At 62.5% G+C, this 17473-nt stretch carries 20 protein-coding genes; 9 read left to right on the top strand and 11 right to left on the bottom strand.

The annotated features are described in order from the left end of the window. Positions 1–5 precede the first annotated feature (5 nt). The 9 genes from tatC to AC07NV_RS20985 form a co-directional block, all read right to left on the bottom strand. The gene (tatC, locus tag AC07NV_RS21025) at positions 6–761 is read right to left on the bottom strand and encodes a twin-arginine translocase subunit TatC (protein ID WP_495168510.1); all 756 of its coding nucleotides are present in this window, start codon (positions 759–761) and stop codon (positions 6–8) included. Between the two features lie 41 nt (positions 762–802). Further along, positions 803–1201, bottom strand: coding sequence for a Sec-independent protein translocase protein TatB (tatB, locus tag AC07NV_RS21020; RefSeq protein ID WP_495168335.1), 399 nt, complete (start codon positions 1199–1201; stop codon positions 803–805). 32 nt (positions 1202–1233) lie between these two features. Next, positions 1234–1470, bottom strand: coding sequence for a twin-arginine translocase TatA/TatE family subunit (locus tag AC07NV_RS21015; RefSeq protein WP_495168334.1), 237 nt, complete (start codon positions 1468–1470; stop codon positions 1234–1236). A gap of 25 nt (positions 1471–1495) precedes the next feature. Next, a complete protein-coding gene (gene scpB, locus AC07NV_RS21010) occupies positions 1496–2089 on the bottom strand; it encodes an SMC-Scp complex subunit ScpB (protein ID WP_495168333.1) in 594 nt (197 codons plus the stop codon). After that, positions 2086–2874: a segregation and condensation protein A gene (locus tag AC07NV_RS21005; protein ID WP_495168509.1), complete on the bottom strand. Its 789-nt coding sequence runs from the start codon at positions 2872–2874 to the stop codon at positions 2086–2088. Before AC07NV_RS21005 ends, scpB begins: the two co-directional genes overlap by 4 nt. Positions 2875–2881: 7 nt before the next feature. Continuing rightward, complete coding sequence (gene nagZ / locus AC07NV_RS21000) at positions 2882–3889, bottom strand: beta-N-acetylhexosaminidase (RefSeq protein ID WP_495168332.1); 1008 nt, start codon at positions 3887–3889, stop codon at positions 2882–2884. A 108-nt stretch (positions 3890–3997) separates the two neighbouring features. Next, positions 3998–4777, bottom strand: coding sequence for an SPOR domain-containing protein (locus tag AC07NV_RS20995; RefSeq protein ID WP_495168331.1), 780 nt, complete (start codon positions 4775–4777; stop codon positions 3998–4000). After that, positions 4777–6504, bottom strand: a complete 1728-nt coding sequence (gene argS, locus AC07NV_RS20990) for an arginine--tRNA ligase (protein WP_495168330.1) — start codon at positions 6502–6504, stop codon at positions 4777–4779. The genes AC07NV_RS20995 and argS overlap by 1 nt, the downstream gene beginning before the upstream one ends. 134 nt (positions 6505–6638) lie before the next feature. After that, a complete protein-coding gene (locus tag AC07NV_RS20985; RefSeq protein ID WP_495168329.1) occupies positions 6639–7310 on the bottom strand; it encodes a hypothetical protein in 672 nt (223 codons plus the stop codon). A gap of 153 nt (positions 7311–7463) precedes the next feature. On the opposite strand from AC07NV_RS20985, the gene ispH reads away from it, so the two are divergent. Genes ispH through rnhA form a run of 3 tightly spaced genes read left to right on the top strand, consistent with a single transcriptional unit; the run spans position 7464 to position 9864 of the window. Beyond that, a complete protein-coding gene (ispH, locus tag AC07NV_RS20980) occupies positions 7464–8450 on the top strand; it encodes a 4-hydroxy-3-methylbut-2-enyl diphosphate reductase (RefSeq protein WP_495168328.1) in 987 nt (328 codons plus the stop codon). Beyond that, positions 8450–9409, top strand: coding sequence for a homoserine kinase (gene thrB / locus AC07NV_RS20975; RefSeq protein WP_495168327.1), 960 nt, complete (start codon positions 8450–8452; stop codon positions 9407–9409). Before ispH ends, thrB begins: the two co-directional genes overlap by 1 nt. Further along, a complete protein-coding gene (gene rnhA, locus AC07NV_RS20970) occupies positions 9406–9864 on the top strand; it encodes a ribonuclease HI (protein ID WP_495168326.1) in 459 nt (152 codons plus the stop codon). The genes thrB and rnhA overlap by 4 nt, the downstream gene beginning before the upstream one ends. 18 nt (positions 9865–9882) lie before the next feature. On the opposite strand, the gene AC07NV_RS20965 is transcribed toward rnhA, so the two are convergent. Further along, positions 9883–10059 (bottom strand): YegP family protein, encoded by a 177-nt coding sequence (locus AC07NV_RS20965; protein WP_179496516.1) that lies wholly within the window; start codon positions 10057–10059, stop codon positions 9883–9885. Positions 10060–10147: 88 nt separating this feature from the next. Beyond that, the gene (locus tag AC07NV_RS20960) at positions 10148–11278 is read right to left on the bottom strand and encodes an NAD(P)/FAD-dependent oxidoreductase (RefSeq protein WP_495168325.1); all 1131 of its coding nucleotides are present in this window, start codon (positions 11276–11278) and stop codon (positions 10148–10150) included. 108 nt (positions 11279–11386) lie between these two features. On the opposite strand from AC07NV_RS20960, the gene AC07NV_RS20955 reads away from it, so the two are divergent. Genes AC07NV_RS20955 through AC07NV_RS20930 form a run of 6 tightly spaced genes read left to right on the top strand, consistent with a single transcriptional unit; the run spans position 11387 to position 17467 of the window. After that, the gene (locus AC07NV_RS20955; RefSeq protein ID WP_495168324.1) at positions 11387–11863 is read left to right on the top strand and encodes an A24 family peptidase; all 477 of its coding nucleotides are present in this window, start codon (positions 11387–11389) and stop codon (positions 11861–11863) included. Between the two features lie 47 nt (positions 11864–11910). Continuing rightward, positions 11911–12948 (top strand): Flp pilus assembly protein CpaB, encoded by a 1038-nt coding sequence (cpaB, locus tag AC07NV_RS20950; RefSeq protein WP_495168323.1) that lies wholly within the window; start codon positions 11911–11913, stop codon positions 12946–12948. 1 nt (position 12949) lies between these two features. After that, positions 12950–14506 (top strand): type II and III secretion system protein family protein, encoded by a 1557-nt coding sequence (locus AC07NV_RS20945; protein WP_495168322.1) that lies wholly within the window; start codon positions 12950–12952, stop codon positions 14504–14506. 25 nt (positions 14507–14531) lie between these two features. Next, on the top strand, positions 14532–15173 hold the full coding sequence (locus AC07NV_RS20940) for a CpaD family pilus assembly protein (protein WP_495168321.1): 642 nt from the start codon (positions 14532–14534) through the stop codon (positions 15171–15173). Beyond that, on the top strand, positions 15170–16441 hold the full coding sequence (locus AC07NV_RS20935) for a CpaE/TadZ family protein (RefSeq protein WP_495168320.1): 1272 nt from the start codon (positions 15170–15172) through the stop codon (positions 16439–16441). Before AC07NV_RS20940 ends, AC07NV_RS20935 begins: the two co-directional genes overlap by 4 nt. A gap of 57 nt (positions 16442–16498) precedes the next feature. After that, positions 16499–17467, top strand: a complete 969-nt coding sequence (locus AC07NV_RS20930; RefSeq protein WP_495168319.1) for a type II secretion system F family protein — start codon at positions 16499–16501, stop codon at positions 17465–17467. Positions 17468–17473: the final 6 nt, after the last annotated feature.

Here is a 17473-nt window from a genome sequence, read left to right as displayed (position 1 = left end):
TACCCCTAAGCCTCTTCGAGAGGCTCGACAGGCGCCTCTCCGGCGCCTGTTTTGCGTCGGCGCTGGGTAAACCAGATCGCGAGCAGCGACATTTCGTACAGGAACACCAGCGGTACCGCGAGCAGAAGCTGACTGAGGATGTCGGGCGGTGTAAAGACCGCGGCAATCGCAAAAGCCGCGACGATCATGTAGCGGCGCGCCGAAACAAGCTGCTCGCGCGTGACCAGGCCCGATCGTTCGATGAGCATCAGCAGGATCGGCAGCAGGAAGGCGATGCCGAACGCCATGATGAACTGCATCGTGAAGCTCAGATAATTGCCGACCGAAGGCAAGGCTTCCTGCGTGATCCCGCCGACATTGCCTTGGTATCCGAGCAGGAATTTAAGCGCGATCGGGATGGTGATAAAATAGGCGAAGCTGGCGCCGATCGCGAACAGGACCGGCGTTGCGAGCAGGAAGGGCAACAGCGCGCGCTTCTCCTGTTTGAACAGGCCCGGCGCGACGAATTTCCACAGCTGGTTCGCGATCACGGGAAAGGCGATCATCATCGCCGCGAACAGCGCGACCTTGATCTCGACGAAAAACGCCTCGAACAACTGCGTATAGATGAGCTTGCCCTGCCCTGCCTTCACGAGCGGCTGGACGAGGATACCGAAAATCGGTTTCGCATAATAAAGGCATACGCCAAAGGCAGCACCGATCGCGAGCAAGGATTTCAGCAAACGCGAACGCAGTTCGACCAAGTGATCGAGCAGCGGCATTTTGCCGCCGGCACCATCCTCTTCCGTCGTCGTCTCTTCGGTCACGGCAACGGGCCGTCCTTCGGCGGTATCGCGTGCGTTTCGGGTGAATTGGCCGCCGCAGCCTCGTCGATCTCAGCCTCGGTCACGGGTTCGGTCTTCGCCGGTTCGGCCGATGCTGTATTGGTCGAAGGCGTTGTCGGCGATGCGTTCACATCGTCGATGCGCGGAAATTCGCGCATGATCGCGTCATTCTGTTCGCGCCACTGCTTTTCGAGCTCTTCGAGCTCGGCCTCGCGCATCATCGTGTCGAGGCCGGACCGGAAATGACGCGCCATCCCGCGCGCCTTCGCCATCCATTTGCCGACAAAGCGCATCGCCTTGGGCAGGTCCTTGGGGCCGATAACCACCAAGGCCACCACCACGACGAGCAGCAACTCGGTGGGCGCGACGTCAAACATGCCTTAAAACTTCCCCCGCAAGCGGACGGCGATCAGAGCTTGTCGTGCTCGGCAGTCGGCGTCGAAATCGGAGCGGCGGCGTCGGGCGCGCGCTGGCCCTCGATATGCTTGGGCGCGGGCGTCGGCGCGTCGTCTTCCGACATGCCCTTTTTGAAGCTTTTGATGCCCTTGGCGACATCGCCCATCATGTCCGAAAAACGGCCCTTGCCGAACAGAAGCAGGACGAGAATCCCGACCACGAGCCAGTGCCAGATGCTGAAGCTACCCATCTTAAATTCTCCTTGAGGCCGTCATCTAAGCCTCTTCGCCGTCTTTTACTAGGTCCAGCTCGCCCATTGCCTCGTCAAAAGCGAGGTCGACCGGATCGAGCAGTCCTGCCGCGCGCAAATCCTCGATGCCCGGCAGGTCCTTGCGGCTCGTGAGGCCAAAATGTTGCAGGAAAGCGTCGGTCGTCTTGTAAATTAGCGGACGCCCCGGCACTTCGCGCCGCCCGGCGGGAGCGACCCATTCGGCTTCCATCAGCACGTCGAGCGTCCCTTTCGAAGTCTGTACACCGCGGATCGCCTCGATCTCGGCGCGACTCACCGGCTCATGGTACGCAACAATAGCCAGCACCTCGGCGGCCGCACGCGACAATTTGCGCGGATCGTCGCGTTCGCGGCGAAGCAGGTGGGCCAAGTCGGCGGGTGTCTGGAAATGCCAATGCCCCCCGCGCTCGACGAGTTCGATACCACTGCCTTCATGCCGCACCGCAATCGCCGCAATGACCGCACGCACGGCGCCCGGGGTCATTTCATCGCCCAGCCGTCCGGCGACCTGCCGCGCATCGAGTGGCTCATCGCTGGCGAAAAGCATCGCCTCTATGGCGCGTTCGAGATCGTCGATCATGCGGGTTGTTGTCCCATTTGAGCGGCCTTTAGATACAGGGGTTCGAACGCCCCCTCCTGCTTCAGATCAAGGCGGCCCTGCCGTGCGAGTTCAAGCGCCGCAACAAAACTTGACGCGATCGCCGAACGCCGCAGCGGTCCGTCATAATCGGGCGGCAGGAAATCCGCCAGTTCGGCCCAGTCCAGCTTGACGCCGATCATCCGCTGGAGATGGTGAAGCGCGGCGTCGAGTGTGACCACCGGGCGCCGTGACACCATATGCACAACCGGCTCGCTGCGCAGCTTGACCTGTCCATAGGCCGAAAGAAGGTCGTAGAGGCTGGCATCCCAGCGCCGCACCCGGACGTCCCGGAGCCCTTCGGGTTTTGCGCGCAGGAACACGTCGCGGCCGACGCGGTCTCGCGCCAGCAAGCGCGCGGCCGCTTCGCGCATCGCGGCCAGCCGCTGCAAGCGCAGTTGCAACCGGAGCGCGAGTTCGTCGGGCGACGGATCCTCGAGCGGATCCTTGGGAAGCAGCAACGCCGATTTGAGATAGGCGAGCCAGGCCGCCATGACGAGATAATCGGCCGCGACCTCCAGCTTCAATTCCCGCGCCTCGGCGATGAAGGTCAGATATTGCTCGACCAGCTCAAGAATCGAAATCTGTTTAAGGTCAACCTTCTGGTTACGCGCGAGCGTGAGCAACAGGTCGAGCGGCCCTTCCCAGCTTTCGAGGGAAAGCTGAAGCGCATCGTCACGTTCGGGCGGCGCCGCTACAATCTCGAAGTCGAGCGGCAGCTCTTCCATCGGCCGCTCAGGCGACCGCAAGCAGCGCGTCGCGCTGATTGACCAGCGTTGCGAAAGGGCGATCGTCGCCATTCCCCGATATCCGCTCCATCGCGCCTTCCAGACGGGCTAGCGAAACGGTGCTGATCGGATTGAGTGCATTGGCGATCCCGACCATGTCATCCATCTTGCCCCAGCAGTTGAGCGCAATGTCGCAACCCGCCGCGACCGCATCGGCAGCGCGCGACGGGACGTCTCCCGACAGCGCCTTCATGTCGAGGTCGTCCGTCATCAGCAGGCCATGAAAACCGATACGCTGGCGGATGACGCTGTCGATGATGATCGGCGACAGCGTCGCAGGCCGGTCTGGGTCCCACGCCTCGAATATGACATGGCAGGTCATCGCCATAGCGGCATCCCGCAGCGCCGCGAAGGGAGCAAGGTCGGTTTGCAAGTCGCGGTCGAGCGCCGTCACAACGGGCAAGGCTTCGTGGGTATCAAGCAAGGCCCGGCCGTGCCCCGGGATATGTTTGACAATACCGACGACACCGCCAGCCTGCAGCCCACCGAGAATGGCGCGACCAAGCGCTGCAACGCGCATTGGCTCACTGCCGAGGGCACGGTCGCCGATGACGTCGCTCGCACCGGGCTGACGAACATCGAGCAACGGCAGGCAATCGACCGTGATGCCCACTTCGGACAGCATCGCAGCGAGCGCCATCGCGTTGAGCCGCGCCGCCTCGATCGCGCTGGCGGGCGCCCGTTCGTACAGCGCATCGAACGTGGCGCCGCTCGGAAAAGCAGGCCATTCGGGCGATTTCATCCGCGCGACCCGCCCGCCTTCCTGATCGATCAGGATCGGCAGATTGGTCCGTCCATCGAGGCTGCGCAGTTCGTCGGTCAGGCGTCGCAACTGCTCGCGGTTTTCGATATTGCGCCCGAACAGGATGTAGCCCGCAGGATCGCTGTCGCGAAAAAATGCCCGCTCGTCGTCGGTGAGGGTCAGGCCCGACAGGCCGAAAATCGCAGGGATCATTGTGCGTCAAACTCCATCAGCCGCCGCCCCCTGATGCGGAAAGCAGGGTAGGCAACATGCCATAGTGACAGGATTGTACCAACGGAGTCTGCGGCCAAGCGGGCCGAATCAGCGAACGACGACGCAATTTTCACCGGCAACGCGCAATTTCCCGCACAAACTCGCAGCGTTGGCGGCCGTTCCTGCCGATACGCGCAGGCGATAAACGGTGCCGTTCCCGACCTTTGCAGGCGAAACCGATTTGTTGAGCTCCGCCAGATAGGCAAAACGCTTCGACATGTTCGTCCATGCCTTTGTCGCCGCCGCATCGCTGCTGAATGCACCAAGCTGGATCATGGCCGATCCCGAAGCCGATTGCGCGGGCTTGCTTCCGACGTTCACGGCCGTGACCGGCGGGATGGCAGGCTTGGCTTTTGCCTTGTCTGCCGGCGCAGCGGGTGCCGCTGCGGCTTTCGTCGCGCCCGCCTTTGCGGCCGCCGCCTTTGCGGTCGCAGCTTCGCGCTCCTGCGGCGTTACAGCAGGCTCCTCGGGCATACGGGTCGGATCGACCTTGCCCGCGGGCTCAGCCCCCTCGCTGGCTGAGAAGCTCGCGTCGCCTTCGCCTTCGAACGTCTTCGCCCCGTCATTCTTGGGCGCAACCTTGTAATTGCCTTCCTGGGCGGCGATCAGTTCGCCCTTGCTGCGCGATCCACCGTTCTGGATCCACCACAGGCCGCCGAGCGCGGCAGCGATCAACAGCAGTCCACCGAACACCATCATCAGCAGGCGCGCCGGCGAAACTTCGCCATCCTCCTCGAATCCGTCGGCGGCTTCGAGCCACGGCAGACGGTCCTCATCGCCGAGCCCGAGACCCGCATCCCCTTGTTCTATATCCTTGTCCCCCGCCATCACACCATCTCCTCGAGCGCCTCGACCCCCATCAGGTGCAGCCCGTTACGGATAACCTGCCCGATTCCATCCGCCAAATAAAGGCGCGTCGCGGTCAATTCGGGATCATTGTCGAGAACGATCCGCAGCCCCGGATCGTCGTTGCCCAGATTATACCAAGCGTGGAACGCCGCCGCGACGTCCGCAAGATAAAAGGCGATCCGGTGCGGTTCGCGTGCTGACGCCGCCGATTCGACGAGCCGCGGGAATTGCGCGAGCAATTTTACCAGCCCGAGTTCATGTGCATTCAAGCGTTCGGGGGCCGGTGTCGGCAGATCGATCCCGGCATCCGCGGCCTTTTTGCGCAACCGCGAAATTCGGGCGTTGGCATATTGGAGATACCAGACGGGGTTGTCGCGCGACGCTTCGACCACCTTCGCAAAGTCGAAATCCATCTGCGCGTCGGCTTTCCGCGTCAGCATGGTGAAGCGAACCGCATCCTTGCCGACCTCGTCAACAACATCTGCCAACGTCACGAAGTTGCCCGCACGCTTCGACATCTTGAACGGCTCGCCATTTTTGAGCAGCCGGACCATCTGCACCAGCTTGACGTCGAAACGCGTCTTGCCGCCGGTCAGCGCCGCAACCGCAGCCTTGATCCGCTTGACTGTCCCGGCATGGTCCGCGCCCCAGATGTCGATCAACTCGTCGGCATTCTGGCTCTTCTGGAAATGGTAAGCGAGGTCGGCGCCGAAATAGGTCCAGCTACCGTCCGACTTCTTGATCGGACGATCCTGATCGTCGCCGAACTGCGTCGAGCGGAACAGCGGCAATTCGACCGGCTCCCAATCCTCGGGCGTCTCGCCCTTCGGCGCTTCGAGGAGGCCATCGTAGACGAGGTCATGGTCGCGCAGCCATTTTTCGGCCGCAGCGGGTTTACCCTCGGCCTGCAATTCGGCTTCGGACGAAAACAGGTCGTGGTGAATGCCAAGTTTGGCGAGGTCGGCGCGGATCATGTCCATCATCGCGCTGACGGCTTCGGCACGGAACAACCCGAGCCATGCGCTTTCGGGCGCTCCGACGAAACGGTCGCCATATTCGACTGCGAGCTTGCTGGCGACGGGTATCAGATAATCGCCCGGATACAGGCCCTCGGGGATCGCGCCAACCTCCTCGCCGAGCGCCTCGCGATACCGCATATGCACCGACCGCGCGAGCACATCGACCTGCCCTCCCGCATCGTTGACATAATATTCGCGGGTTACTTCATGCCCTGCAAATTCGAGCAGCGCTGCGAGCGCATCGCCGACAACCGCGCCGCGGCAATGGCCGACGTGCATCGGGCCGGTCGGGTTTGCCGACACATATTCGACGTTGACGCGGCGCCCCTGTCCCATCGTCGAGCGCCCATAATTTCCGCTCTCGCTAAAGATCAGAGCGAGTTCGTCGCGCCAGCTGTCGTCGACGAGACGTAAGTTGATAAAGCCGGGACCCGCGACGCTTGCTTCGGTCACTTCGTCAATTGCACCAAGCTCGGCGACGAGCAGGTCGGCAAGCGCGCGCGGGTTCACACCCGCGGGCTTTGCGAGCACCATCGCGGCGTTGGTGGCGACATCGCCATGCGCGGGGTCGCGCGGTGGCTCGACGCTGATTGCGCTGCGATCGAGGCCGCCGGGTAATGCGTCGCGGGCGGCGAGCGCATCGAGCGCGGCGCCGATATGGTCGGAAAAGCGGCTAAACAGGGTCACGGGCTGGGCCTATCTTCGATCGAAAAAAGTCTTGCGGGCGCCCTATCCTGTCTGAACGGGCGCGAAAAGCCCCGCGTCACCGGTCGGCGCGCAGGGCTTGATGATGCGAACGGCACCGCAGCGCCGCCGCGGTCCTATCGTCGGACGTTATATTCGAGCTGATCCTGTGTCAGCTGGAAGCCGATGAGCAGCTCGAAGCTCGACCGCTGCACCGCGGCGCGCACTTCGGGAAGGCTGAGCGGGTCGACCGCCGCGTCCTGATCACCTGCCTTGCGCTTGCGCGTGATACGTTCCTGAATGTCGGCGGGCAGCGTTGCGGCGGTGCGATCGACATAGGCCGACGCCTGCCCACGGCCAGTGCCACGGACCTGTCCTTCGGCAAAGGTCACCGCGACATTGCCGAGCCGTTTTGCAACGACCGCGGTGCCGCCCTGCAGGACGGTTGCGTAATAAGGCAGCGTGACCGTGCGCGCCGGCCCCGCGTCGCGTCGCGTCGCAACGACGTCGAAGCTTGCGAGTTGATAGACCTTCTCGCTCGCGTCATTGCACTGCGGCGTCACATTGGTGATCGTAGCGACGACATCGACGGCGCGCGCATCGCGGCTGGTGGCGGGATCGAACAGCGTAACGTCACCGGTGTGAAGCGGCACGGCGACCGCCGGGCAGGTGCTACGCGTCGCGGTGATGCCCACGCCACCTGCAAGATCGATTTCGTTGTCCTTCGCGCAGCCCGCCACCGTCGCCATGGCTGCCGTGCCGCACAGCACGGTCAGAAACTTACGGGACGGAAACGAAGTGGACATCATGATAAACGGGCTTTCCAAACAGGCGCACAGACAATGCGTCGGGACAGTTGATCCCGCTTCATGCGCGCCGCTTCTTATCGGCGCGATGAACAAGGCGCAACGGTGCGAAGTGGCTTTACCGCATGGCGGGCCCTGCGCTAGAGCGCCCACGAGATGAATGTACCCCATCATAACAGCTCCGCAAGCGGCAGCGAAGCGGCAGAACTCAAGGTTTTGATCGCAGCACCGCGCGGTTTTTGCGCCGGTGTCGACCGCGCGATCCGGATCGTCGAACTGGCGCTGCAGAAATATGGCGCGCCGGTCTTTGTCCGGCATGAAATCGTCCACAATCGTTATGTCGTGGACTCGCTGAAGGCAATGGGCGCGATTTTCGTCGAATCGCTCGACCAGGTTCCCGACGGCGTCCCGGTGGTCTTCAGCGCCCACGGCGTCCCCAAAGCGGTCCCGGCAAAAGCCGAGATGCGCGGGCTCGACTACATCGACGCGACCTGTCCCTTGGTATCGAAAGTGCACCGCCAGGCCGAACGCGCGCATGAAGTGGGGCGCCACATCGTCTTTGTCGGCCATGCCGGACATCCCGAAGTGATCGGCACCTTGGGCCAGTTGCCAGAGGGCGCGATGACGCTGGTCGAATCGGTCGACGACGTCGCGGCCTTGTCGCCGCCCGATCCCGCCATGCTGTCGTTCCTGACGCAGACGACCTTGTCGGTGGACGACACGCGCGACATCATCGCGGCGCTGCAGCATCGTTTTCCGGCGATCACCGGCCCGCGCGGCGAGGACATTTGCTACGCAACGTCGAACCGCCAGGAAGCGGTGAAAGCGATTGCCGGCCAATGCGATCGCCTGATCGTGATCGGCGCCCCCAACAGCTCGAACAGCTTACGCCTCGTCGAGGTCGCCGAACGGTTGGGAACTCCTGCCCATCTGGTCCAGCGCGGGACGGACATCGATCCGGCGTGGCTGCAGGGGATCGACACGCTGGGCATCACGGCCGGCGCCAGCGCCCCGGAAACACTGGTCCGCGAGGTCATCGATGCGGTCGCAGCGGTTCGCACCATCATCGAAGATGTGGTCGTGACGGCCGAGGAAAACATGGTCTTCAAATTGCCGCGCGGGCTCGAACCGGCTGCGACCTGATGGCAGTCTATACGCACGTCGAACCCGACGACCTTGCCGCACTTGTGGCCCGTTACGACATTGGCACTGTCGTGTCGTGCAAGGGCATTGCCGAAGGCGTCGAGAACAGCAATTTCCTGCTCGAGACCACGGGCGGCCGCTTCATCCTGACACTTTACGAAAAGCGCGTGAGCGAAGGCGACCTGCCCTTTTTCGTCGACCTGCTGAACCATCTCGCGAGCCGGAACTGCCCCGTCCCGGCAATGATCCGTGACCGGACGGGTGCGGCGATCCAGCAGGTTTCGGGCCGCGCCGCCTGCGTTATCCAGTTTCTCCCCGGTATTTCGCTAACCCATCCAACACCGGAGCAATGCGAAGCGGCGGGCGCCGCGCTTGGCGCCATGCACAAGGCGCTGGAAGGATATGCGGGCGCACGCAAGAACAGCATGGGCCGCAGCCATTGGCGCGCCGTTGCCGAGGCGGCGGGTGATCTCGATGTGGTGCAGCCCGGATTGCAGGCGATCGTCGACGACGAACTCGACTATCTCGATGAAAATTGGCCGACCGGCCTGCCAGCCCATGTCATCCACGCCGACCTGTTCCCCGACAATGTGTTGATGCTCGGCGACCGGGTCACGGGGCTCATCGATTTCTATTTCGCCGCGAGCGACTTTCGCGCCTATGACCTCGTCATCACGCATGCGTCATGGGCTTTTTCCGCGGACGGCAAGCATTGCGATCCCGCACGGGCACAGGCGCTGATGCGCGGCTACGCCCGCGATATCACGCTTTCGGACGCAGAGGTTGCCGTCCTGCCTCTGCTTGCACGCGGTGCATCGTTGCGCTTTTTGCTGACGCGCGCACACGACTGGGTCCATACCCCAACCGATGCCCTTGTCACGCGCAAGGACCCCTCGCCCTTCCTCGCCCGCCTGCAACGTTATAGCGCCGCCGACGCAGCCAGCCTGTTCGCCGCATGACCGAAACCACCGCGAAGACCGTGATCGTTGCCACAGACGGGGCGTGCAAGGGCAACCCCGGCCCCGGCGGCTGGGGCGCCGTCTTGCGATGGGGCGATGTCGTGAAGAAGTTGTCCGGGGGCGAACCCGACACGACGAATAATCGCATGGAACTGATGGCAGCGATCGAAGCGCTCGCCGCGCTCAAACGCAGCTGCAATGTCGAACTGTCCACGGACAGCGTCTATGTGCGCGACGGCATCACCAAATGGATTTTCGGCTGGCAGAAAAATGGCTGGAAAACAGCAGCCAAGAAACCCGTCGCCAACGCCGATCTGTGGCAGCGCCTCGTCAAGGAAAACGCGCGGCACAAGGTCGAGTGGCTGTGGGTAAAAGGCCACGCAGGCCATGGTGACAACGAACTCGCCGACCAGCTCGCCAGCGACGCAGCACTGGAGATCGCGCGGGCGCGCTAAGCACCCGCGCGCACCGGATCATTCGGTTTCGCGGACTTCCGCGCCGGGACCATTTTTCAGAATCGATTCGATGGCATTCTTGGCGGAAGCCTTGCTCGAATAGCCTTCGGTCCAGAAGATCGGCTCGCTGTTATATTTGAAATAGGCGACGAATTCGCCAGCCTTGTTCTTCTTGATTTCGAAATAATGGGCCATGAAATCCTCCACTTGCCATGCCCGCGCCAAGCTGGCGCGACACCGTCATGTTAAGCAGGAAGGGGCCGCGCGCAAGCCGCCAGATCGCTCAGGCGAAACGGGATGGCGCATAGGGCGCGGGATCGACGCCGCCGATCGGGCCGTTTGGCGCGGGAGCGCCGAGTTGGGCTGCTAGCAGCGCGGCAATTGCAGGCGAAGTCTGGATACCGAAGCCGCCCTGCCCCGCACACCAGATGAATGCGGATTCCCGCGGATCGACCCCGAAAACGGGGGCGCGGTCGGGAGCAAAGCTGCGCAATCCCGCCCATTTCCGCTCGACCGCTTCGATGGGCCAGTCGACCACCGATTGCAGCCGGTCGATCGCGATCGCCACGTCGATCTCCTCGGGCACCGCGTCGTGCGGCGCGGTGGGCGTTTCGTCATGAGGGCTAAGCCATATCCGTCCCTCGCTTTCGCCCTTGAAGTAGAATTTTCCTCCGACGTGGACGACGAGCGGAAGCTCCGCCGGAACCGGTACGCCAAGTCGTAACTGCATGACCGTTCGGCGATAGGGTTGAATGCCCAGGGGAGCGACGCCGCACGCCCCGGCCACCTGATCGGCCCAAGCCCCGGCGGCATTGACGATCAGCGCCGCATGAACATTCTGGCCGTCGATCCGGACATCCCATCCATCGTCGACCCGGCGCGCGGACTGAAGCCTTGCGCGGGTTACGAGCAAAGCGCCACCGCGTTGGGCGGCGCGCAGATAGGCAGCGTGGAGGCGACCGACGTCGATGTCGCTGCACGCAGCCTCAAAGGCGGCTTCGCTCCATTCGGGGCTGATACCGGGTACTTTTTCGGCAATCTCCGCAGCGCCCACCCGCGACACCTTTACCCCTTTGGCGGAAAATTCCGTGATGAAAGCATCAATCGCCGCCGTGTCGGATCGCCGCCCCAGCGTCAGTGCGGTACGCGGCGACAAAAAACTGCGATCGGAAAATTCAGGCGCCGGACTGCCAAGGGCGGCGAATGAGGCGATGGATAGCGGCTGCACATGCGCGCCACCATAGGTTTCGTGCCAGAACGCGGCCGATCGGCCGGTCGCATGATAGCCCGGCATTTCTTCCGCTTCGACCAGCATTACGCGGCGCCAAGGGGCAAGCGCGGCCGCCAGGCTTGCGCCGGCGATTCCGGCACCGACAATCAGCACATCGGTGGCAGAAGGCGGCGCGTCGGTCATGCCGAGCCGCATATCCATTGGACCGGGGAATGCAAGCCGCGCGTTCTCCCCGGCATGGTTACCCTTTGGTAAGTCATGATGCGTAGGAGAAACCCGATGGAAAGCGGCATGATCTCCCTGGGCCTGATGGCACTGCTCGCCTTGTTGATGATTGGCGCTGCGATCAGCGACCTCCGGTCGCGGACCATTTCCAACGAACTCAACGCCGCAATGGCTCTGCTCGCGATCCCCTTCTGGATCGCGACCGGACTGGCGCTCTGGCCCGACATCCCAATCCAGTTTAGCACCGCCTTCGCGGTCTTTCTCGTCTTTGTCGGGCTGTTCGCTATCGGCGCGATGGGCGGTGGCGATGTCAAAATGATCGGCGCGGTGATGCTCTGGATTCCCGTCCCTCTGTTCATGCCCATGCTCACGATCATGGCGATCGGAGGTGGTGTCCTGTCGGCCGTGATGCTCATCCATATGAAATTGCGCCCTTCGGACGAGCCCGTGGAGGTACCCTATGGAGTCGCCATCGCTGCGGCGGGCCTGTGGGCGCTTCACCAACAATATCTTAACCAGTTTCAGGCTATCGGTTTGACCTGAGGGCAAGCACCGCCGTGTCTGGCTGGTGCAGGAGGCGAAAAATCGTCATGGATACGCGAAAGATTATGCTGATCGTCGGCGCGCTGGTGATCGCCATTTGCGCGGCATTGGGGGTAAATCAGATGATGCGCGGGACTGCGGCTCCGCCGGCACGTGCCGCTGCGGCACCGGAAATTACCGGCCCGACGATCCTTGTTGCGACGCGGCAATTGCCCGTCGGCACGATCATCGGCCCCGACAGCTTTCGGTTTCAGCCCTGGCCCAAGGAACTGGTCGAAAAGGCCTATTTCCTGAAGGACAAAACCGACGTGAACACGTTGGTCGGCACCGTCGTGCGGTATCCGATCACTGCAGGCCAGCCGTTGACGCAGGGCGCGCTCGTCCATCCCGACGATCGCGGCTTCCTCGCCGCGGCGCTCGGCCCGGGCATGCGTGCCGTGACGGTCAAGGTCTCGCAGGAACAGGGCGTCGCCGGCTTCGTATTCCCGGGCGACCGCGTCGATGTGGTGCTGGCGCAGACGATCGCGGTCGCGGAAGGCAGCTCCTATCCCGATAAACAGATCTTCACGGCCGAAACGATCGTTCGCAATGTTCGCGTTCTGGCAACCGACCAACGCTATGATGCCGAAGACGAAACGGGCAAGACTCCGGTTCGCACCTTTGGCTCGGTGACTCTGGAAGCCACACCGGAAATTGCTGAAAAGATTGCCGTTGCCCAGGACATGGGCAAGTTGTCACTGGCGCTGCGTCCGCTAGCCGAGAACGCTGGCGACCTCGACGCCGCCATTGCATCGGGCGACATCAATGTCCCTACCAAGGGGGGCACCGCTGCCGAAAAGAAGATGCTGGCCGAAGTCGCCGCACGTCCCACCGCCAGCCGCTCGTCGGTTACCACCGGCGGCGACGTCTCGCGCTTCTGGATCCCTGTGCGAGGCCGCGTGTCGTCGCCGCGCCCGCAGCTACCGGAAAACAACGGCGGTTCTGCACCGTCTTATGGGGATCGCTCCGCGTCCGTACCGCGCGGGCCGGTCGTTCGCGTGACCCGTGGCGACAAGATGACCGAAGTTCCGGTTGGGGGTAAGTAAGATGAACAGAAAAGCCAATTTCCAGGCGGTCGCACTGGTCCGCACCCTCGCCATCGGCCTCCTCGCGGCCACGCTGGCGGCGGCACCTTCGCAGCCCGCAATCGCACAAGCCGTCCAGAGCGCCAACGGCAGCATCGACCTGTCGGTGGGCCGCGGCCGTCTGGTCAGCCTTCCCGCTTCGATGTCCGACATCTTCGTCGCCGATGACGCTGTCGCCGACGTTCAGGTCCGGTCGAACCGTCAACTCTATATATTCGGGAAGAAGCCCGGCGAAACCAGCATCTATGCCACCGACGCCAGCGGTCGGGTCGTTTTTTCGACCGTCGCGCGCGTTGGCAACAATATTGAGACGATCGACCAGATGCTGTCGCTTGCGATGCCGGACGCCAGCATTTCGGCGAATACAATGAACGGCTTTGTGCTGCTTACCGGCACGGTCCAGTCGCCCGACGATGCCGCCGAAGCCGAACGGCTGGTGCAAGCGTTCGTCGGCGATACCACCAAGGTGCTGTCGCGCCTCCGTACGGCCACGCCGCTGCAGGTCAATCTGCAGGTCCGCATCGCCGAAGTGAACCGCTCGCTGGTAAAGGAAATCAGCGGCAACCTGTTGACCCGCGACAAGGATGGCGTGTTGGGCAACGGCTTTCTCGGTGGCGTGTTCGGCGGCCGCAGCCCGGGTACGATCACCGACATCCCCGCTCCGACCGCAGTGTTTCCGGGCAGCCCGGTTCCTCGACCCTATAATCCGGTCACCGGCCTGCCGATCAACGGAACGACGCTGGGGACCAACTATCAATTCAACGCGCCAGCCGACAAGCGGAGCCTCGCTGGTGCTGGCCGACTGTTCGGGCTCGACCTGATGGCCTCGCTTGATATCGGCGAACGGTCGGGGCTGGTTGCGACACTGGCGCAGCCCAACCTGACCGCCATATCGGGCGAAACCGCCGATTTCCTGGCGGGCGGCGAGTTCCCGGTTCCGATCCCCGGCAATTTCGCCAGCACAACGATCGAATATCGCAAATATGGTGTCAGCCTCTCCTACACGCCGACCGTGCTGTCGAACGGCCGGATCAGCCTGCGCGTCCGTCCCGAAGTATCCGAGCTGTCAACCGAAGGCGCGATCGAGATGCAAGGGTTTCAGGTCCCCGCACTGACCATCCGCCGTGCGGAAACGACCGTCGAGCTCGGTTCTGGCGAAAGCTTTATGATCGCGGGGCTGATCAACAACCGTTCGATCGGTGCGATCGACAAGCTACCCGGCCTCGGCGATGTTCCGTTACTTGGCATGTTGTTCAAATCGGACAGCTTCCGTCGCGGCGAAACCGAACTGGTCATCGTCGTGACCCCCTATCTCGTTCAGCCGGTGTCGGCGAACGACATCAAGCTGCCCACCGATGCCTTTCAGGACTCCAACGATCTACAGCGCATTCTGGGCAACCAGACGAGCGACGGCGTGACTGGCGGGGACCGACCGAAGCCGCGGCTCGACACCAACATTGGCGATGCCGATCGCCCGCGGCCCGGTGGCGACGCGTCGCCCGGCTTCAGCATCAAGTGACGCGTTCGGTTTCAGGAGCAAAGTGATGAAAAAAATCGCAACTTGGACGATCCTGGCTCTGGCCACGTCGCTCGCCGGCTGCACCGGTGCGGCCGTCAGCAACCGCAGCCTTGACTCGGTTCATCAACCCCTCGTTCGCAACAGCATCTATCAGTTCGATATTGCAGCTTCGAACGGCGAATTGCCCCCCAGCGAACAGGGTCGCCTGCAAGACTGGTTCGACGCGATGGGTGTCCGCTATGGTGATCGCATCGCGATCGAGGATCCGTCCGCGTATGGCGCCAACTCGGCACAGGCAACGGTCCGGTCCATGATCGGGCGCCGCGGGCTATTACTCAGCAACGATGTTCCGGTGACCACCGGCACGGTTCCCGAGGGACATCTGCGTATCGTTGTGACGCGTGCTTCGGCTTCGGTGCCGGGCTGCCCCAACTGGGAAAGCAAATCCTCCATCAATCCCACCAACTCAACGTCGTCGAACTACGGGTGCGCGGTCAACAGTAACCTCGCCGCAATGGTCGCCGATCCCAACGACCTGATCAAGGGAGCCCGCGACACCGGTCACGATCCCGCCGCGGCCACGCGGGCGATCAAGACTTATCGCACGAAACCCCAGACCGGCGCCGGCGAACTGCGCGGCGAATCAACCAGCGGAGGCAGCAAGTGAACGCTCCTTTCAAATCAGCAGGACTGCGCGATCCTTTCAGTGCTTTCGTCTGCGACGAAGATACGCTGGAACTGATCCGCACGGCGGCCAACGACATGGGCTGGCCGATCGAAAAATGTAACAAGGGCGGCCTGCGCAACGCCGTGCAATCGCTGTCCGTATCGGCCAGCCCGAACATTCTTTTCGTCGACATGTCCGAATCGGGTGATCCGATCAACGACATCAACGCACTGGCCGAAGTCTGCGAACCCGGCACGGTCGTGATCGCTGCCGGACAGGTGAACGACGTTCGCCTCTACCGCGACCTTCTGTCGAGCGGAATCCAGGATTATCTGCTGAAACCGCTGTCGCTTGACCAGGTGCGCGAATCGCTGACCATGGCGCAGGCGATGCTCTCGGCGCCGAAGCATTCCGACATGCACGACGACAAGCCGCATCATATGATGGCCGTCGTCGGCGTGCGCGGCGGCGTAGGTGCGTCGCTCGTGGCAACGTCGCTCGCTTGGGCGGTCAGCGAACAGGCAGGCCGCCAGACAGCTTTGCTCGATCTGGATGTCCATTTCGGCACGGGAGCGCTGACGCTCGACCTCGAACCCGGTCGCGGCCTGATCGACGCGATCGACAACCCCAGCCGCATCGACGGGCTATTCATCGAACGGGCGATGGTGCGTGCGTCGGACAAGCTCAGCCTGCTGTCAGCCGAAGCGCCCATCCATCAGCCGGTGATGACCGACGGTTCGGCCTTCTTCCAACTGGAAGAGGAGCTTCGCAACGCGTTCGAAATGACGATCGTCGACATTCCGCGACAGGTTCTGATCCCCTTCCCGCATCTTGTGTCGGAAGCGGGGACGATCTTGCTCGTCAGCGATGTGACTCTCGCCGCGGCCCGCGATACCATTCGCCTTCTGTCCTGGTTCAAACAGAATATTCCGGGTGCACGCGTGGTGCTGGTCGCCAACAAGTTCCAGAACGCAATAGGCGAACTGTCGCGCAAGGAATTCGAATCCTCGATCGAGCGCCAGATCGACGTCGTCATTCCGTTCGACCCGAAACTGGTCAGCCAGGCGGCAAAGCTCGGCAAATCTTATGCCGAAACCTGCAAGGGCACGAAGTCGGCGCAAATATGGAACAACCTGATGCGCCTCATCCTCGATGGCGCCGACGTCGAAGTCGAGGAGGCAAAGGTTGCCGTCGGAAAGAGCAAATCGGGTGGATCGCTGCTCGGCAAGCTCGGCCTGATGAAAAAGGGCGCGAAACAGGCGGCATGACGGCGCGCCTGACGCACCGTCACCACCTCCAGCGATAGAAGCGGACATCAGCTGACCATGAATCTGCCAGTCATCCTTATCATCGCCGGGGCCTTCCTGGCCTTCACGATGCTCGTAGTCCTGCTCGGCGGGCCGTCGGTCGGCAAGGCAAAGACGCGGCGACTGGCAATGCTCAAAGACCGCCATGCAGCCTCGACCGAAGCAGTGGTCGCCGCCCAGATGCGCAAGACCATCGCATCGGGCGCCAACGGTAATTCAACGCTGGCCAACTTGCTGCCGCGGCGCGAAGAACTGGAAAAACGGATACGCCGAACGGGCAAGAGCTGGACCCTCAACCAGTATTTGTTCGTGTCGATGGCGGTGTTCGTGGTTGCAACTGGCGGGATGCTGGTCATGCGGGCGCCATTTTTGATGGCCGTGCTCCTCGGCCTGATGATCAGCCTCGGCTTGCCGTATCTTGTCGTCGGCAGGGCCATTAAAAAGCGCGTCGCCAAATTCAATGCCCGCTTTCCGGACGCAATCGACCTCCTCGTGCGCGGCCTGAAGTCGGGCCTTCCGGTCACTGAGACGTTTCAAGTGGTTAGCCAGGAACTGCCGGGGCCCGTCGGCGAAGAATTCAAAAGTGTCGTCGAGCGCATCCGCATCGGCAACACGATGGAAGCGGCGCTGCAAGAATCGGCGGAAATGCTCGGCACGCCCGAATTCCAGTTCTTTTGCATCACGATCCAGATCCAGCGCGAAACCGGCGGCAATCTGGCAGAGACACTGGCCAATCTGTCCGAAGTATTGCGCAAGCGCGCGCAGATGAAACTGAAAATTCGCGCGATGTCATCGGAAGCGAAGGCATCGGCCTATATCGTCGGCGCGCTTCCTTTTTTCGTGTTCGGCATCGTCTGGATGATGAATCCTGATTATCTCGCAGGTTTTTTCTATGAACAGCGACTGATCATTACCGGTTTGGGTGGCCTTGTCTGGATGAGCATCGGGGTCGGTATCATGGCCAAAATGATCAGTTTCGAAATCTGAGGGGGC

It is taken from the genome of Sphingopyxis sp. GW821-FHT10B01, from assembly GCF_059415685.1.
The sequence above is the reverse complement of the archived record's forward strand: the minus strand, read 5'-3'. Positions and strand labels throughout refer to the sequence as shown.

Excerpts from the sequence above, each read along its gene's own strand:
- ispH (WP_495168328.1), top strand. The coding sequence starts at position 7,464 with ATGAATGTACCCCATCATAACAGCTCCGCAAGCGGCAGCGAAGCGGCA.
- AC07NV_RS21005 (WP_495168509.1), bottom strand. The coding sequence starts at position 2,874 with ATGGAAGAGCTGCCGCTCGACTTCGAGATTGTAGCGGCGCCGCCCGAA.
- rnhA (WP_495168326.1), top strand. The coding sequence starts at position 9,406 with ATGACCGAAACCACCGCGAAGACCGTGATCGTTGCCACAGACGGGGCG.
- AC07NV_RS21015 (WP_495168334.1), bottom strand. The coding sequence starts at position 1,470 with ATGGGTAGCTTCAGCATCTGGCACTGGCTCGTGGTCGGGATTCTCGTC.
- AC07NV_RS20985 (WP_495168329.1), bottom strand. The coding sequence starts at position 7,310 with ATGATGTCCACTTCGTTTCCGTCCCGTAAGTTTCTGACCGTGCTGTGC.
- AC07NV_RS20930 (WP_495168319.1), top strand. The coding sequence starts at position 16,499 with ATGAATCTGCCAGTCATCCTTATCATCGCCGGGGCCTTCCTGGCCTTC.
- AC07NV_RS20965 (WP_179496516.1), bottom strand. The coding sequence starts at position 10,059 with ATGGCCCATTATTTCGAAATCAAGAAGAACAAGGCTGGCGAATTCGTC.
- AC07NV_RS20960 (WP_495168325.1), bottom strand. The coding sequence starts at position 11,278 with ATGACCGACGCGCCGCCTTCTGCCACCGATGTGCTGATTGTCGGTGCC.
- AC07NV_RS20955 (WP_495168324.1), top strand. The coding sequence starts at position 11,387 with ATGATCTCCCTGGGCCTGATGGCACTGCTCGCCTTGTTGATGATTGGC.
- AC07NV_RS20940 (WP_495168321.1), top strand. The coding sequence starts at position 14,532 with ATGAAAAAAATCGCAACTTGGACGATCCTGGCTCTGGCCACGTCGCTC.
- AC07NV_RS20945 (WP_495168322.1), top strand. The coding sequence starts at position 12,950 with ATGAACAGAAAAGCCAATTTCCAGGCGGTCGCACTGGTCCGCACCCTC.
- nagZ (WP_495168332.1), bottom strand. The coding sequence starts at position 3,889 with ATGATCCCTGCGATTTTCGGCCTGTCGGGCCTGACCCTCACCGACGAC.
- tatB (WP_495168335.1), bottom strand. The coding sequence starts at position 1,201 with ATGTTTGACGTCGCGCCCACCGAGTTGCTGCTCGTCGTGGTGGTGGCC.
- thrB (WP_495168327.1), top strand. The coding sequence starts at position 8,450 with ATGGCAGTCTATACGCACGTCGAACCCGACGACCTTGCCGCACTTGTG.
- tatC (WP_495168510.1), bottom strand. The coding sequence starts at position 761 with ATGCCGCTGCTCGATCACTTGGTCGAACTGCGTTCGCGTTTGCTGAAA.
- AC07NV_RS20995 (WP_495168331.1), bottom strand. The coding sequence starts at position 4,777 with ATGGCGGGGGACAAGGATATAGAACAAGGGGATGCGGGTCTCGGGCTC.
- scpB (WP_495168333.1), bottom strand. The coding sequence starts at position 2,089 with ATGATCGACGATCTCGAACGCGCCATAGAGGCGATGCTTTTCGCCAGC.
- cpaB (WP_495168323.1), top strand. The coding sequence starts at position 11,911 with ATGGATACGCGAAAGATTATGCTGATCGTCGGCGCGCTGGTGATCGCC.